This is a genomic window from Polaromonas sp. P1_H6 (assembly GCF_056405195.1).
Genome location: NZ_JBFUCN010000014.1, coordinates 31,856 through 47,979, shown reverse-complemented (window position 1 = coordinate 47,979; position 16,124 = coordinate 31,856). Strand labels below are relative to the sequence as shown.

General features: G+C 61.6%; 13 protein-coding genes. 1 reads left to right on the top strand and 12 read right to left on the bottom strand.

The genetic code is table 11. The features are described from left to right. Positions 1 to 103: 103 nt before the first annotated feature. The 11 genes from AC1D1F_RS14335 to mdlC form a co-directional block, all read right to left on the bottom strand. Positions 104 to 841: an ABC transporter ATP-binding protein gene (locus AC1D1F_RS14335; protein ID WP_477678096.1), complete on the bottom strand. Its 738-nt coding sequence runs from the start codon at positions 839 to 841 to the stop codon at positions 104 to 106. Next, on the bottom strand, positions 838 to 1,596 hold the full coding sequence (locus AC1D1F_RS14330; RefSeq protein ID WP_477678097.1) for an ABC transporter ATP-binding protein: 759 nt from the start codon (positions 1,594 to 1,596) through the stop codon (positions 838 to 840). Before AC1D1F_RS14330 ends, AC1D1F_RS14335 begins: the two co-directional genes overlap by 4 nt. Continuing rightward, on the bottom strand, positions 1,593 to 2,621 hold the full coding sequence (locus AC1D1F_RS14325; RefSeq protein WP_477678098.1) for a branched-chain amino acid ABC transporter permease: 1,029 nt from the start codon (positions 2,619 to 2,621) through the stop codon (positions 1,593 to 1,595). The genes AC1D1F_RS14330 and AC1D1F_RS14325 overlap by 4 nt, the downstream gene beginning before the upstream one ends. After that, a complete protein-coding gene (locus tag AC1D1F_RS14320; protein ID WP_477678099.1) occupies positions 2,618 to 3,481 on the bottom strand; it encodes a branched-chain amino acid ABC transporter permease in 864 nt (287 codons plus the stop codon). Before AC1D1F_RS14320 ends, AC1D1F_RS14325 begins: the two co-directional genes overlap by 4 nt. A 103-nt stretch (positions 3,482 to 3,584) precedes the next feature. After that, on the bottom strand, positions 3,585 to 4,787 hold the full coding sequence (gene fdhA, locus AC1D1F_RS14315; protein ID WP_477678100.1) for a formaldehyde dehydrogenase, glutathione-independent: 1,203 nt from the start codon (positions 4,785 to 4,787) through the stop codon (positions 3,585 to 3,587). A gap of 166 nt (positions 4,788 to 4,953) precedes the next feature. Further along, positions 4,954 to 6,117 carry an ABC transporter substrate-binding protein gene (locus AC1D1F_RS14310; protein ID WP_477696444.1) on the bottom strand — a complete coding sequence of 388 codons (1,164 nt, stop codon included), beginning with the start codon at positions 6,115 to 6,117 and terminating at the stop codon, positions 4,954 to 4,956. Between the two features lie 33 nt (positions 6,118 to 6,150). After that, positions 6,151 to 7,920 (bottom strand): FAD-dependent oxidoreductase, encoded by a 1,770-nt coding sequence (locus AC1D1F_RS14305; protein ID WP_477696443.1) that lies wholly within the window; start codon positions 7,918 to 7,920, stop codon positions 6,151 to 6,153. A gap of 88 nt (positions 7,921 to 8,008) precedes the next feature. Beyond that, entirely contained in the window at positions 8,009 to 8,500 is a 492-nt protein-coding gene (locus AC1D1F_RS14300; protein ID WP_477676442.1) for a MarR family winged helix-turn-helix transcriptional regulator, read from the bottom strand. Positions 8,501 to 8,696: 196 nt separating this feature from the next. Then, entirely contained in the window at positions 8,697 to 9,662 is a 966-nt protein-coding gene (locus AC1D1F_RS14295; RefSeq protein WP_477696442.1) for a Bug family tripartite tricarboxylate transporter substrate binding protein, read from the bottom strand. 17 nt (positions 9,663 to 9,679) lie between these two features. Beyond that, complete coding sequence (locus AC1D1F_RS14290) at positions 9,680 to 11,131, bottom strand: aldehyde dehydrogenase (protein ID WP_477676440.1); 1,452 nt, start codon at positions 11,129 to 11,131, stop codon at positions 9,680 to 9,682. A gap of 43 nt (positions 11,132 to 11,174) precedes the next feature. Beyond that, a complete protein-coding gene (gene mdlC / locus AC1D1F_RS14285) occupies positions 11,175 to 12,806 on the bottom strand; it encodes a benzoylformate decarboxylase (protein WP_477696441.1) in 1,632 nt (543 codons plus the stop codon). 87 nt (positions 12,807 to 12,893) lie between these two features. Between mdlC and AC1D1F_RS14280 the strand changes: the two genes are divergently transcribed. Continuing rightward, positions 12,894 to 13,799, top strand: a complete 906-nt coding sequence (locus AC1D1F_RS14280; RefSeq protein WP_477676438.1) for a LysR family transcriptional regulator — start codon at positions 12,894 to 12,896, stop codon at positions 13,797 to 13,799. Between the two features lie 442 nt (positions 13,800 to 14,241). On the opposite strand, the gene glmS is transcribed toward AC1D1F_RS14280, so the two are convergent. Continuing rightward, positions 14,242 to 16,092 carry a glutamine--fructose-6-phosphate transaminase (isomerizing) gene (gene glmS, locus AC1D1F_RS14275; RefSeq protein WP_477676437.1) on the bottom strand — a complete coding sequence of 617 codons (1,851 nt, stop codon included), beginning with the start codon at positions 16,090 to 16,092 and terminating at the stop codon, positions 14,242 to 14,244. Positions 16,093 to 16,124 lie beyond the last annotated feature (32 nt).

Below are 16,124 nucleotides of genomic sequence, written 5' to 3'. Positions count from 1 at the left end.
TGTCCTAAAGTGGCTCCATTGCCCGCTCGCGCCCGCGAAGTGGGCCTGGCTTCGGTGTGGTTGGCGGCTTCGTTGATCGTTGTCGGTGCCTGGCGAGGCTCCTTCATGCTGCTTCTTCCGCTTCTGCTGCAACCGCTCTTAACGAAACGAGCGACTCGAGAAGCTTTCTGTCCTGCAACAATTCCTTGGCTGTGCCATGGTGTCGCACTCTCCCGCGGTCAAGCACGATGGCTTCATCACAAAGCTCCAACGCGTCGTCGACGTGCTGCTCGACCAGGATTAAGGTCATCCGGTCTTCTTCGCGAAGCCTCTGTATGACACGGGACAGTTCTTCGACGATGACAGGTGCCAGCCCTTCGAAAGGCTCATCGAGCAGCAGAAGGCGTGGATTGAGCATGAGCGCCCTCCCGATGGCCAGCATCTGCTGCTCACCCCCGGACAGCTGGTTGCCAAGGTTGCGCTCGCGCTCCTGCAAGCGTGGAAACAGGTCGTAGACGCGCGCCAGGGTCCATGCGCCCGGGCGCGCCGTCGCTGTCAGGTTCTCTCTCACGGTCAACGAGCGGAAGATGGCCCGTTCCTGGGGTACCCACCCGATTCCAAGCCCGGCACACGCATGCAGTACGCGATGGTCTAGCACTTTCCCATCGAACCGGATCAGTCCCCCAAAGCAGCGTGTATGCCCGAGCAAAGAGGCAATAAGCGTTGTCTTGCCAACTCCGTTTCGACCCAGCAAGGCCAGTGACTGTCCTGCTTCGAGCGACAGGGAGATGCCGTCGAGCACAACGGCATGGCCATATCCGGCGCGCAAATTCTCTATTTCAATGATCGGTGGTGAGCTCATGCCACAGCCTTTCGTCCCAGATAGACTTCCCGAACTCGCGGATCCTGCGCCACTTGCGAGGGAGTCCCTTCCATTAACATCGCACCGCCCACCAACACACTGATCCTGGTCGCAAAACGAAACACGAGGTCCATATCGTGTTCAATAAGAAGGACCGTCACGTGCTTTGGAAGGGCCGACAGGGTCGCAATCATTTCATCGCTCTCCCCCTCGGGAATACCGGCCGCCGGTTCGTCGAGCAGCAGCACCTTCGGCCCTGCCGCGAGCGCCAGTGCAATCTCCACCAGCCGCTGGCGACCATAAGGCAGTTCCCCGATGGGTGTCTCCGCAGCCTGTGTCAGGCCCAGTTCCTGAAGGGTGAAAAACGCGCTTTCAGCAGCACGCCGGCGGTTGGCCAACGGCACTACGGCGCGGGTCAGCCAACTGCTGTCTTCGGCCTGGCATGCCGCCAGCGTGACGGCCTGCAGGACAGTCAACTGCGGAAAGAGCTGACTGATTTGAAATGTGCGCGACAGTCCGTGCCGCACTCGACGATGCGGAGAAACCGACGTGATGTCTTTGCCATTGAGCCAGACCGTGCCAGAAGAGGCCTGAAGAGTTCCGGTCAACAGATTGATGAGTGTGGTCTTGCCCGCGCCGTTGGGGCCGATCAGGGCATGGCGCGCACCTTGTGCTAGGCGGAGATCAACCGACTGGGTTACCTGAAGGCCACCGAAGCTCTTGCACAAGCCGCGCGTTTCTAGAGCGTAGTTCATTGTGCTTGTTCCTTGCGCCCGCGAAATCGTGAGAACCTGCGCTGCAGGTTCTTAAGGCCACCACCCAATCCTTCAGGCAAAAAAAGCACCAAAAAAATCAGGAAGAGGCCGAGCCAGAAATTCCAGTACTCCGGGGCAGCTGCGGATAATTTTTCGTGCAGCAGGAGGTAGACTGCGGCCCCCAGAAAGCCACCCCACCCAAGACCAACGCCACCGACGATGAGAATGACGAGTATCTCTGCTGACTTTCCATAGCCCAGTATCTCGAGGCCGACGAATTGCGTGGTCTGCGAAAGCAGAGCACCTGCCACTCCTGCAATCGCGGCGCCCACGGTGTAGACGCTGATAAGCCGGCCAGTGACGTGGATGCCAATAGCTTCCGCGCGGCGCGGCTGGTCGTGCAAGGCGCGAAGCGACATCCCCCATTCGCTGCGTAGCAGCACCCGGTTGAGCATAAAGATGAGGGAGGCAACAACCAGCACGTAAAGGTAGCCCACCACGCCATAAAGGTCGAAGCGCCACACACCGAGCATCTTCCCCATGACAATACCTTGCAGGCCGTCAGCGCCTCCGGTGAGGCCAGCGGCACGATTCGCAGCTTCCAGCAAGAGCATGCTCAGCCCGAGCGTCACCATAAGACGGGAGAGATCGGAGCCACGCACCACGAGAGGCGAACACAGCAGGCCGGCGAATCCGGATATGGCGCCGGCGGCCAACAAGCCCACCAGAGGATCCTGCACGAGGTGTTTCGCGAACAAGCCGGCGGTGTATGCCCCCAGTCCAAAGAACGCTGCGTGACCGAGCGACACCAACCCTGCAACGCCGAGGATCAGATCAAGCGACAACGCCAAAATCCCCACGATCAGGATGTGCGTCAGAAGCAACAAGTAATCGCGGAGCCACCATGGCGCAGAAACTGCAATCGATGCCAGCACAAGCAGAGATACGGCTTTCACCATCGCACGGCGGCGTGGCGCCGCGGCAGGGCTTTGAGGGAGAGCCCCCAGTGTGTTGAGGTGGCTCATGCGGCCCTTCCTTTGAGACCGGCTGGAAAACTTACCAGCAGCACGACCATCAGCGTGTAAACAACAAATGCGCCCGCCTCGGGAACGTAGTATTTCCCGGCAATGTCGGCGATGCCGACCAGAAGCGAAGCATAAAGAGTTCCCAGTACCGATCCGGGCCCTCCGACTACGACGACGAGCAGGCAATACACCAGGTATTTGATGGGAAAACTCGGATCCAGGCCGAGCAAATCCACTCCCATGGCCCCACCAATACCGGCCAATGCACAGCCAATTGTGAAGACGAGCCGGAACAGCGATTGCACCGGCACACCCATGCTGGCTGCGACGCGCTGGTTGTCGACCGCCGCGCGAATCTGTGCTCCCAGGCGGGTACGTTCCAGGCAAAAGTGAACGGCCATTGCCAACAGGCCCCCAATCAGGATGAGTAGCAGCCGATAACGCGATAGCTCAAGAGGGCCGACGCTGAGTTGCCCGTGCAGAACGTCCGGTATGACGATAGTCTGCTGGTTGGCACTAAACATATAAGTCGCTACGGCCATGGCGACGAACACAAGGCCAACGGTCATGAGTACCTGCGCGAGTGGTTTGGCTCCATAGAGGCGACGGTAAAGCAGTTGCTCCAATACCAGCCCAACGCCTCCGGCCGCGACGGCTGCGCCCAGAACGGCGATTGGGAAAGGGAATGAGAGTGCGCCTGTCAGCGACACGAACACGTAACCTCCAATCATTGCGAAGGCGGGATGGGCCAGGTTGACAAAGCCCATGAGCCCCATCGTGACCGACAGCCCTATCGCCAGCAGGAACAGCAGCATTCCGTATGCCGCGCCATCAAAAAGTACGCCCAAAAAATTCAGCATCCCGTCCGTCCCCAGTTCTGCACGAGCGATGGGGAACGCACGGTGTTCGGTGCGATCCCCGGCAACCGCCGCATCCGCTCTCGCGGGTTGATGTACAGCATGGTCAGGCCGCCTTCTTGAGCAGACCATGAGGGTCGATGACAAACTTCTTTGGCGCGCCGGCGTCGAATTCGGCATAGCCCTTTGGTGCATCATCCAGTGAGATCACCTGCACCCCAACAATGTGGGCAATCTTGATGCGGTCCCACAGGATCGCTTGCATGAGCGCGCGGTTGTACTTCATGACGGGGGTCTGGCCCGTGAAGAAACTGTGAGACTTCGCCCAGCCCAACCCCAAGCGGATGCTGAGTGCGCCACGCTTCGCCGCCTGATCCACGGCCCCCGGGTCCTCGGTCACGTAAAGGCCAGGAATTCCGATCTTTCCAGCTGCGCGTGTGATTTCCATGAGGGAGTTGAGAACGGTAGCCGGCGCCTCATGCTGCGCACCGTCATGTCCGTGGCCTCGCGCCTCGAAGCCCACCGCGTCGATCGCACAATCGACCTCCGTCGTACCCAACAGTTGCTCGACCTGCTCAGCGAGACTGGCATCCTTAGACAGGTCAGCTGTCAGAAATCCCACGCTGCGCGCATGCGCCAGACGCGCTGGATTCACGTCGCCAACGATGACGGCTGCGGCGCCCAACAGTTGAGCGGACGCCGCCGCCGCCAATCCAACTGGCCCCGCACCGGCGACATAGACAGTACTTCCAGGGCCCACGCCGGCGGTGACCGCGCCATGAAAACCCGTAGGAAGAATATCGGACAAGCAAGTCAGATCCGCGATTTTTTCCAGCGCCTGCTCCCGGTCCGGAAACTTCAGAAGATTGAAGTCGGCATACGGAACCATCACGTACTCCGCCTGGCCGCCTACCCACCCGCCCATGTCGACATATCCGTAAGCCCCCCCCGCACGCGAGGGATTTACTGTCAGACAGACGCCGGTATGCTGCTCTTTACATGTGCGGCAGCGACCACAGGCCACATTGAACGGGACAGAAACAAGATCCCCTTTTTTGAGCGTCTCGACATCGCGTCCGAGCTCGATCACTTCCCCAGTGATCTCATGTCCGAGGATCAGCCCGGCAGGCGCCGTCGTGCGGCCGCGGACCATATGTTGATCCGACCCGCAGATGTTCGTAGATACAACTTTGAGGATGACACCGTGGTCAATACGCTTGCCACGGGGGTCTTCGAGTTTCGGAAAAGGAATGGACTGCACCTCGACCACGCCTTGCTTGATGTAGGCAACGCCACGATTTCCGTTCATGTCTGTTCTCCTGATAAGTTTTGGGGTTGGGCTGCCGCGGTCTGGTCGATCCCGACCGAGGCCTCATCGGCAAGCCGCTTTGAAATTTCGCATCGCGTTTACAAGCTGGCGACGCCGCCGCCGATGCTCTCGGAAGCGCGAGGTGGCGGGCTGGCGAGTTGCCGCGTTACTTCCCCGGATCCTTCACCATCTTGAATACATCAAACTCACGGTTTACGAGCTTGCCATTTACCTTTTCGACGCGGCGCACGTAGATGTCATGGACCACGTCGCGCGTCTCAGGATCGATGAGGATCGTTCCGCGAGGGCTTTCATAGGTGTAGCCCTTCGCCGCTTCGATAGTGGCATCTGGGTCAACCTTGCCGCCTTGCTTTTGTATGGCGTGGGCGATCACCTTCATCGTGTCGTAGGACGCGACGGAGAGAAAGTTGGGGAGAAATTTCCCGCCGGTGACATTGACGAAGTTCGAAATGAACTGCCGATTGACGGCGCTCTGGTGGTCAGTCGAGTAGAAACCGGTGTTGATGGCGCCGATGGCAGGATCACCCACTGCCGCGAGCGTATCGTCGTCCGCCCAGCCCTCGAGCGCCAAAATCTTGATGCCAGCCTTCGCCATTTCGCGTTCGGCGAATCCCTTCATGAAAGACACCATAGGCTCGCCGGCCGGAAGGAAGATGAACACCGCCTCTGGCTTGGCATCCTTGATGCGTTGAAGGTAAGGGGCGAACTCGCGGTTGCTGACAGGCACGCGTACGGAACCCGCCAATTCAGCGTTGAAACCCTTCTTGAACCAGGTTTCTGCATCCAAGCCGGGTCCGTAGTCCGATACGAGCGAGAAGACCTTCTTATATTTGTTCTTCGCCGCCCACTGCCCCATAGGCAGTGCCACCTGCGCGTTCGTGTAGGAGGTTCGCACGATGTAGGGAGACTTGGTAGTGACAATGGAAGTCCCAGCAAGCGGAAGGAAGAGCGGCTTCCTGGCCTCTGTTGCGACAGGGGCGGCTGCCAGCGCATCGGGGGTAAATGCGAAGCCCGCAAGGATGTCAACCTTGTCGCGAATCACCAGCTCCTGAGCAAGCCGTTTTGCGGCTTCTGCATTGGGCCCCGCATTGTCCTTGTAGATAATTTGCAGCTTTCGGCCGGAGATCGAATCGCCGTTCTCGCGCAGGAACACATTGATGCCCGCTTCGATCTGCTTTCCGTAGGCCGCGAACACGCCCGACATCGGAGCGACCACACCCACCTTGATGGGTTCTTGCGCCGAAGCCACGAGAGATGAGGCCGCCAGTGCAATGCCCACCGAAAAATTTATCCAAACTCCTGGTTTCATGTTGTCTCCTTAGTTATTGGAACGTTGAATAGCTCACGACATCGATTTCGACTGCGATTCATCAGCCTCACTCGAGGCGCCTTCCGAGCAGAGAGTTGCGTCGTCGGGGCTAGCGGCCGTTGGTGGAACTCCCAGCAATTTCATGTAGATCGCTTTCGCGTCTACTGCGCTGTCGCCTCGCCATGCCACGATCTGATCAGGGCGCACAAGAACCAGGTCTGCTCCGTAGATTTCTCTTGCGACGCCATCGCGAAGTTCAAGAACCGTCAAAGGTAATGAGCGCTCTTTCGCCGCGTCCACGAGGGGCAGCGCGCTATCACGCTCGCCGCCAAGGCACAGAAGCGTCCACTCGAAGCCAAATCGGTCGTAGATCGATTCCGAGTCGCTCAGCCAGATGTGCGGCGCGCGGCCTCCGGGGCAAGCCGTCGGCACGTAGCTATTCGCGGCATCGGGTGGAGGCTGGGTGCCATCAGGGAAGATGGCTGCAGAACCGTCATAGCGTCCGCCGAAAGTAACCCCTGGGATGTTGAACTCCAGTCGACCATGCTTGGCCAGGTATTCGCCTGCGCGCGTTCTCGCCTCGATCGCCTCAATGCCATCGCCCTCGATACCCTCTTCAGGCTCGAACAGGCCGAGCGAATCGGCAAAGCCTTTGGCGTAGCTGGTGTTGCGAATTGCGACAGGACGGCGCTCCTGCTCATAAGTGGAAAGCAGGGTTTCCGAGGCAAATCCGTGGATCACGGCGGACAGCTTCCAACCCAGATTCACAGCATCTTCAACTGCCGTGTTGTAGCCAAGGCCGCCTGTGGGCGTAAACAGATGAGCGGCATCTCCACCGATGAAGACGCGGCCTTGCTGGAATTTTTCGGCAACCAGGCAATGGCCGGCCGTCCAGGTACCCCGCGAGAGAATCTCCACAGGAACTTCAGCGCCGACTGCGGCCTGAAACATTGCACGCGCGTCATCTTCGGTGACATCCTCTTCCCGCTCACCCGGGCGGAGCTGCGTATGAAACGCAAATTCACCTCGTCCGTCAACGGCGGCCATAAAAGCCCGCCTGTCACGGTTGAAACTGACATTCATCCAGGCCGGCGCATGAGGCACGACATCGTAAAAGGCAAGTGATCGCGCGTAGATCGCATACATCCGCCCCCCCATGAAATCGCGCTGCACACCCGTTTCTCCGACATAACGCCAATCCATCCCCTGGCGAACCGTACTGCGCGGCCCATCGGCTCCGACGAGATATCCAGCACGAACGCTGCATCGCTTTCCGTCCGAGACACGCTCGATGTCGGCCTCAACATGGCCACCCTCATCCCGAAACGAAACAAGACGCCAACCGTAGTTCACTGAGATCCCGGGCAGCACCTCGGCGTGTCGCCGCAACACCGCCTCCACGAACTTCTGCGAAATGCGGTGGGGAAGCTCCGCTGCGCTCCAGGAGCCGCTCATGGAGGCTACTTTTTCTTTCGCTTCACGTGCCGACGGGAGGCGAAATCTTGCCAATTCATGCTTGGCATAGCGAGTGAAGTAGGCAATGTCGGTGGGGAAATCCACAGGCAGCCCAAGAGCGCGCACTTCGTCCGCAAACCCAAGACGACGGAAGTGCTCCATCGTGCGAGCCTGAGTGGCATTTGCCTGGGGATTGAATGCCGTGCTGGGCTTGTCGTCGATAAGTACCGCGCTCACTCCGCGGCGCCCAAGCTCGTTGGCAAGCATCAGGCCGCAGGGCCCACCGCCGACGATGATGACATCCGCCCGAGACGGGACAACAGAGGAGTCAGAGTTTTTTGAGTGCATGCCATATTGTCAGGTAAACCTGACTATTTAGGCAACAAGCAACTCTTAGGTGCTTACCCTAGGGGCACTCGCCCGCGCGAATCATCTTCTATTCTTCAGGTGGACCGTACCAGCGCAACGCCACCTTGACGGCTCGCAAGGAGTCGGCTCCGATGTTGTGAGCCATTTCCTTTTCCGCCTGGCGAACCGCATCGCGGAAATCTTCCAACCAGACCAGTCCTTGAGATGTGAAGTACACAATGCGCGCACGCCCATCCAAGGGATCGAGTTTTCGAGCCACTATTCCCAGAGTCTCCAACTGGGCGACGAGTTCACTCATAGACTGCTTCGTTACAGCAGCGCGCTGAGCCATATCCGTAAGGCGCGTACCTTCAATATCCAGGTGACGGGTTGCATTGATGTGCATGGCCGTGCTTTCGGTATGTCCAGCTTCGGCAAGCAGTTCGATGACGCGTGCTTCGAAATGCCTCAAGGCGTTGCTTAAAAGACGGCCGATGTTTCCGTGCCGCCAGCGGTCGTCAACGTCGACGGGCTTCTGGGTTTTTAGGGCTCTGTTGGATGGGGCGGCTTCCCGAGTCATGGTGACGATTGCAAAGTTGGAATTCCTCAGGATACGACATTGCCTTGCGGAGTCAAAGCATTGAGTCTTAAAACGTTTCACAGAAACGATAGTTCAACCATTGAAGCGGTGTTCCGTCGTGGAACTAGATTTCATGCATGGTTGCGCACGATGCGACGGCCGAAGGTCGCATGACATCAGCAGCCGGCCATCGCCGTCAGTCGCCTTGTATCTTGCGGTCGCGAATCAGCTTGCCGAAGCGCTTGGAGTCTTCCGCGCCCTTGCGCCCGAACTCCGCAGGCTTGAGCGGCAGTGCCACGTTGCCGATGGCAAGAATGCGCTCCTTGGTCGCCGCCTGGTTCAGCACACGATTGACTTCGGTATTGACACGGTCGATCACGGCCTGCGGCGTGCCCGTGGGTGCGTAGAGGCCGAACACCGCATCTGCATCAAAACCCTTGAGCCCCAGTTCGTTGAGGGTGGGCACCTCGGGCACCTGGGGCGCGCGCTGCGGACTGCCGACCGCCAGCATGCGCAGCTTGCCGGTCTTGACATGCTGCAGCGCGATACCGGGGTCAAACAGGAAGTCGATCTGCCCGCCCAAGAGATCGGTCAATGCCGGTGCAGCGCCGCGGTAGGGAACGTGCACGGCGAAAGTCCCCGTCTCGCTCTTCATCATCTCGGTGGCCAGGTGCGGCGAGCTGCCATTGCCGGGCGAACCGAAAGCGCGTTGGCCGGGGTGGGCTTTGAGATCGGCGATCAAACCCTTGAAATCCTTGACCGGGCTGTCGGCACGCACCACGAGATAGAAGGGAACACGGGCGACCGAGGCCACTGGCACCAGGTCCTTGGCCGGATCGAAGGTCATCTTGGCGTACAGGTGCGGATTGATGGACACCGTGCCGCCGGAAGCCATGAGCAGGGTGTAGCCGTCGGCCGGCGACCTGACGACGGACTCGGCGCCCAGGTTGCCGCCCGCGCCGCCCTTGTTCTCTACCAGGACCGGCTGGCCCAGCGCTTCGTGCAGCGGCGGGGCGATCAGCCTGGCCAGCTGGTCGGCCGCGCCGCCAGGCGCAAAGTTGACGACGATCTTGATCGGCTTGTTTGGCCAGTTCTGGGCGTGTGCGAGCGAACCCATACACAGGCCGGTCGCCAGCAGGAGGGTTGTGAGCAGTGTTTTCATTGTGGGTGTCTCCTGCATCAAAACGGGTAGTGGCGGGCGGTGGTTTGCACCGTGATCCAACGCAGCTCGGTGAACGCATCGATGCCGGCGCGGCCGCCAAAACGGCCGTAACCCGAATCCTTGACACCACCGAAGGGCATCTGGGCCTCGTCGTGCACGGTGGGCCCGTTGACGTGGCAGATACCCGAGTCGATACGGTTGGCCACCTCCCAGGCGCGCGCGATGTCACGCCCGAACACTGCGGCCGACAGGCCGTAGTGGTTGTCGTTGGCCACCCGCACGGCTTCTTCCACGCCATCGACACGCACGATGGGTTTCACCGGACCAAAGCTCTCGTCGTGGTAGATGCGCATCTCGGACGTCACATGGTCAAGCAGGGTCGCGGGCATCAAGGTGTTCTCTGCCTTGCCGCCGCAGACCAGTGTGGCGCCTTTCGCGAGGGCATCGTCGATCAACGCATTACAGCGTTCTACCGTGCTGGCGTCGACCACCGAACCCAGCACCACCGGCCCCTTGCGAGGATCCCCCAGCGGTAGCTTCACCGCCTTCGCGGCAAGCCGTTCCACAAAGGCACCGGCGATGCGCTTGTCGACCACGATGCGCTCGGTGCTCATGCAGATCTGGCCGCTGTTGGCAAAGGCGCCGAAGGCCGCGGCGTTGACTGCGGCATCGAGGTCGGCGTCGTCCAGAATCACCAGCGGGGCTTTGCCCCCCAGCTCGAGAACCACCGGCTTGAGGTATTTGGCGCAGGTCGCCGCAATCATCTTGCCGACCCGCGTCGATCCGGTGAAATTCACGCGGCGCAAGGCCGGATGGGCAATGATGGCTTCCACCACCGCCGGCGCATCAGCCGGTGCGTTGGTGATGAAGTTGACGACGCCCGGAGGAAAACCCGCTTCCTTGAACACATCAACAATCAGGCCGTGTGTGGCGGGGCTCAGTTCCGAGCCCTTGAATACCACCGTGTTACCGCAGGCCAGTGGCGTCGCGATGGCGCGCACGCCCAGGATGACCGGTGCGTTCCAGGGCGCGATGCCCAGCACCACGCCGGCCGGGCGGCGCACGGCCAGCGCCAGGCTGCCGGGCACGTCGGAGGGGATGACTTCCCCGCTGATCTGCGTGGTGAGGCCGGCCGCTTCCTGCAGCATGCCCACGGCCAGGTGCACGTTAAAGCCTGCCCAGGGGGCGGCCGCACCAGTTTCCGCGGCCATGGCCGTCGTCAGTTGCTGCGCTTTGGCTTCCAGCGCGTGCGCCGCCTTCAGCAGCAGTGCGCGGCGCTCGCCTGGGCCGGTGCGCGACCAGGTCTGGAACGCGGTGGCGGCGGCGTCAACCGCCGCGGTCGCGTCAGCCGCCGTGGCCGCGGGTGCGATGGTCGCCACCGTGCCGTCGAGCGGATTGCGGCGCTCGAATGTGGCGCCGCTGCTTGCCTGGCGCGCCTCGCCGTTGATCAGCATTGATATTTTGCTCATGTCTTTTGCCTCCTTGTTTCTGGAATTGTGTTTGTTGTTTGTCTCAGGCAATTTCGACTTCGACCAGCATAGTCTCGCCGGACTGCAAAGCCTGTTCGAGTGCCGGGCGAAGCTGGTCGGCGCGCGCTACGCGAAGCCCGCGAACGCCCTGGGCCGCGGCCAGACCAACAAAGTCAAGGTCGGGAAGCTCGGTGCCCGGAACGGGTTCATCGGATCGATAGCCGAAGATGCGCGCGAAGTCGTGCAGCGCAGCATAACGGCGGTTATTCAGGATCACGATGGTCATGGCCAGGCCGAGCTGCGCAGCGCTCCACAGCGCCTGGATCGCGTACATCGCGGAGCCGTCCCCCACCAGCGCGATGACGCGGGCGCCCGGCTTGCCCATGGCAATGCCGACCGACGCGGGCAAGCCCCAGCCCAATCCTCCGCTGCACATGGTGTAAAAAGTTTCCGACTCGAAAATCGGCAGATGACCGTGCATGACGGGCCGCGCACTGGGCGCCTCTTCAACGATGATGCTGTCGCGCGGACGCACATCGGTGAGCGTCTGCAACACCCATGCCACCGGCAGGCGCTCACCCGGCGAAGGCTCGGGCACGCGCGCGGGCCGCGCATGCACCGGTGGCGCGGCCCTGGGCGCGAGCGCGGGGCGGTCCAGCAGGTCCAGCAAGCCAAGCCGGATGCTGCCGACCACCGAGGTTCCCGTCGGCGCCCAGGCGGCGACCTGGGGGTCTTCGGTCAACTGCACAAGCCGGGCTCCGTCGGGCAAGTGCGCGCCCCCGGCTCCCTCGATGTGATAGGTGAATGCCGGCGCTCCAAGGGCGAACACCAGGTCGTGGCCGGCCAGCCGCTCAACGATTCGCTCACGCATCGCCGGCAGGAAACCGGCCCACAGCGGATGATCTTCCGGGAAGCTGCAACGCCCGGACATGGGTGCGACATACACGCGCGCGTTGTGGCGCTCCGCCAGCTTGACCGCCTCGTTCCAGGCGCCGTCGCGGTCGACCGACGCGCCGACCACAATTGCCGGTGCACGGGCGGCGTCCAGCGCGTCGCCAATTTTGGCTAGGAGACCGGGCTCGGGGCGCAGGTAACGGCTGACTTCGCGCGCGTCGACCGGCAGCGTCTTCACGGCCCAGTCATCCGAGGGGACCGACACCAGCACCGGCCCGCATGGCGGCGTCATGGCGATGTAATAAGCGCGCGCGATCGCCAAGGGCACATCCTCTGCGCGTGCAGGCTCAACACTCCACTTCACGTACGGCTTCGGAAGCTCGGCGGCCTGCATGGACCCGAGAAAAGGATCGAAGGGCAGGATGGAACGCGCCTGCTGGCCGGCTGTGATCACCAGTGGCGTGCGGTTGCGAAAGGCGGTGAAGATATTGCCCATCGCGTGGCCTACACCCGCGGCCGAGTGCAGGTTCACGAAGGCCGCGTTGCGCGTCGCCTGCGCATATCCGTCGGCCATGCCCAGCACGACGCATTCCTGCAACGCCAGCACGTAGTGGAAGTCGTCCGGGAAGTCCATGAACATGGGAAGCTCAGTCGAACCGGGATTTCCGAAGATGGACGTCATGCCGAACGAGCGCAGCAAGCGGAACACCGCCTCGCGAACCGTCACCTGCTCCGTCACTTCGTCCTGGCCTGGCACAGCAGGCGCGACACGTTGATCCATCGATGTCTCCAACTTGAAAGAAGCCAAGTCTCGCAAGGGCGGTTACATGCGTCAATGCAATGAACCGTATACCGTAAAATCCACAAAATGCATATTGACCAGCTCGACATGAACCTGCTTCGGCTCTTCGAAGCGGTTTATCGGCTGGGCAGCGTCAGCCGCGCGGCGGATGCCCTGGGCCTCTCGCAACCCGCGGCCAGCCAGGGCTTGACGCGACTGCGGCTCGCGCTCGGCGACGCCTTGTTTGTCCGCACCGGCGGAAGCATGCGTCCGACGCTGCGCGCCGAACGCCTGGCCAGCGTGGTCCAGCCGGCGATCGCGTCTATCCAGGACGTACTCAGGGATGACGATGCATTCAATCCCTCCCGCTCGACCATGACGCTGCGCCTGCACATGAGCGACATCGGCGAGGCCCGGCTGCTGCCCGAGCTGGTGGCCGCGCTGCACCGTGAAGCGCCGGGCATACGCGTACAGACAGCACCGCTGCCCCACGCCCAGATCGCCGATGCGCTCGAGACCGGCGCCATCCACTTTGCCTTGGGGTTCCTGCCCTCCGTCAGCGGGACGGAGCGGATGGAATTGCTAACCGACCGCTACGCAGTCCTGGTGCGCGCGGGTCATCCGCTGCTCGCGGCGAAGCAAAAACCACCCAAGGTGAAGGACCTGCGCCGGCTGGAGTTCGTCGCCGTGCGCTCGCACGCCGAGACTTTCCGCATCCTCCAGGAACTCGGGTTGGACAGCAGGCTAGTGTTGACGTCCGAACACTTTCTAGCACTGCCCGCGATCATTGAGCGCACGGACCTCGCGGTGGTGATGCCGCGCGCCATCGCGCTGAGATTCGTAAATACCGAACGCTACGCCTTGCTGTCGAACACCTTGCCGCGCAGCACCTTCACCGTATCACTGCACTGGAGCCGCCGGTTCAACCTCGATCCGGCTCATCAATGGCTGCGGCGTCTGTTTGTGGAGCTCTTCACAGGCGATCCGCCATGAAATATTTAGTCTCGCGCGGTGGCAAGCTACCTGCTGGACGTCAAAGCGTATCAGCTCATCCTCCCCCTCTGGTCCAGTCCATGGGGTCCACTTCATAGGCGGGTCAGATTTCGATGAAATTCAACACCCCAAACCGATAAACCTGGCTGCTTCGCCGGCGGTATTGCATGCCGCCCAAATCCGTCACTCGACAGTGACGAATTTAGCCAAGTTTCTTGGCGTGTGTGGCCACGTAACTTCGCTACGCGAAGTGAGCGTCCCCCAAAACCCGCAGTGCGCTCACGCGCACCTGTGACCGTCATTCGACGGTCACAGACTTTGCCAAGTTGCGGGGAGGGGGAGGGTTTGTGTGGCCACGTAACTTCGCTGCGCGAAGTGAGTGTCCCCCAAACCAAGAAACCTGGTGGCTTCGCCGACGGCACTTCGTGCCGTCCCAAATCCGTCACTCTACGGTGACGGACTTGGCCAGGTTTCTCGGTTTGTCCACATCCGTCCCGCGCGCCACAGCCGTGTGATACGCCAGCAGCTGCAGCGGCACCACGTGCAACAGCGGGCTCAGCGCGCCGTAGTGTTCGGGCATGCGGATCACGTGCAGGCCTTCGCTGCTTTCGATGTGGCTGTCGGCGTCTGCCAGCACGTAGAGGACGCCGCCGCGGGCGCGGACTTCCTGCATATTGCTTTTGAGTTTTTCGAGCAGTGCGTCGTTGGGTGCGACGGTGACGACGGGCATCTCGCTGGTGACCAGGGCCAGGGGGCCGTGTTTGAGTTCACCGGCGGGATAGGCCTCGGCGTGGATGTAGCTGATTTCCTTGAGCTTGAGCGCGCCTTCCAGCGCGATGGGGTAATGCAGGCCGCGGCCGAGGAAGAGCGCGTTTTCCATTTTGGCGAAGTCTTCGGCCCAGCTGATGACTTGGGGCTCGAGCGCCAGCACGGCTTGCAGGGCGGCGGGCAGGTGGCGCATGGCTTTGAGGTGGCCGGCTTCTTCTTCCTCGCTGAGCTTGCCTTTGCTTTGGGCCAGGGCCAGTGTGAGCAAAAACAGGCCGGCGAGCTGGGTGGTGAAGGCCTTGGTGGAGGCGACACCGATCTCGACGCCGGCGCGTGTGATGTAGGCGAGCTTGCATTCGCGCACCATGGCCGAGGTGGAGACGTTGCAGATGGTCAGGGTCTGCGTCATGCCCAGGCTTTGCGCGTGGCGCAGCGCGGCCAGCGTGTCTGCCGTTTCGCCGCTCTGGGTGATGGTGACGACCAGCGTCTTGGGATTGGGCACCGAGCTGCGGTAGCGGTATTCGCTGGCGACCTCGACCTGCGTCGGGATGCCGGCAATCGCTTCAAGCCAGTACTTGGCGGCGCAACCGCTGTAATAACTGGTGCCGCAGGCGAGGATGAGGACGGAGTCGATCTCTTTGAAGACGCGGAAGGCCTGGTCGCCGAAGAGTTCGGGCACTATGCCTTCGACGCCTTCGAGCGTGTCGGCGATGGCGCGCGGCTGCTCAAAGATTTCTTTCTGCATGTAGTGGCGGTAAGGGCCGAGTTCGGCGGCGCCGCTGTGGGCCTGCACGGTCTTGACCTCGCGCTGGGCGGGCTTGCCGTCCTTGCCGGCGATCCAGTATTTGCCGAGCTGGATGTCGACCATGTCGCCTTCTTCAAGGTAGACGATCTGATCGGTCACACCGGCCAGGGCCATGGCGTCGCTGGCCAGGAAGTTCTCTGTCTTGTCCTTGCCGACGCCGAGGATCAGCGGCGAACCTGCGCGCGCGCCGACGACGCGGTGCGGCTCGTCCTTGCAGAAGGCGGCGATGGCATACGCGCCATGCAGCTGCGCGACGGTGGCCTTGAGGGCTTCGAACAAATCGCCGTCATACAGGCTGTCCATCAGGTGCACGATGACTTCGGTGTCGGTCTGGCTCTCGAAGACGTAGCCTTTGGCCTTCAGGCCGGCGCGCAACTCTTCGTAGTTCTCGATGATGCCGTTGTGCACCAGCGCCATCTTGCCGGGTTTGGCTTGCGATGCGGCGCCGCTGCCGTGGCTGAAGTGTGGGTGGGCGTTGTGCACGACGGGTGCGCCATGGGTGGCCCAGCGGGTGTGGGCGATGCCGGTGGCGCCTTCGAGTTTGTCGCTGGCGACCTGTTCCTGCAGTTCGGCCACGCGTGAGGTGCTGCGTGCGCGCTTGAGGCCGCCGTTGTAGACGGCGACGCCGCAGGAGTCATACCCGCGGTATTCAAGGCGCTGCAAACCCTGCACCAGGATGGGAACGATATTTCGGGTCGAAACGGAAGCAACGATGCCGCACATGGAGGTCTCCTGAAAAAACAATGAGCTGATGC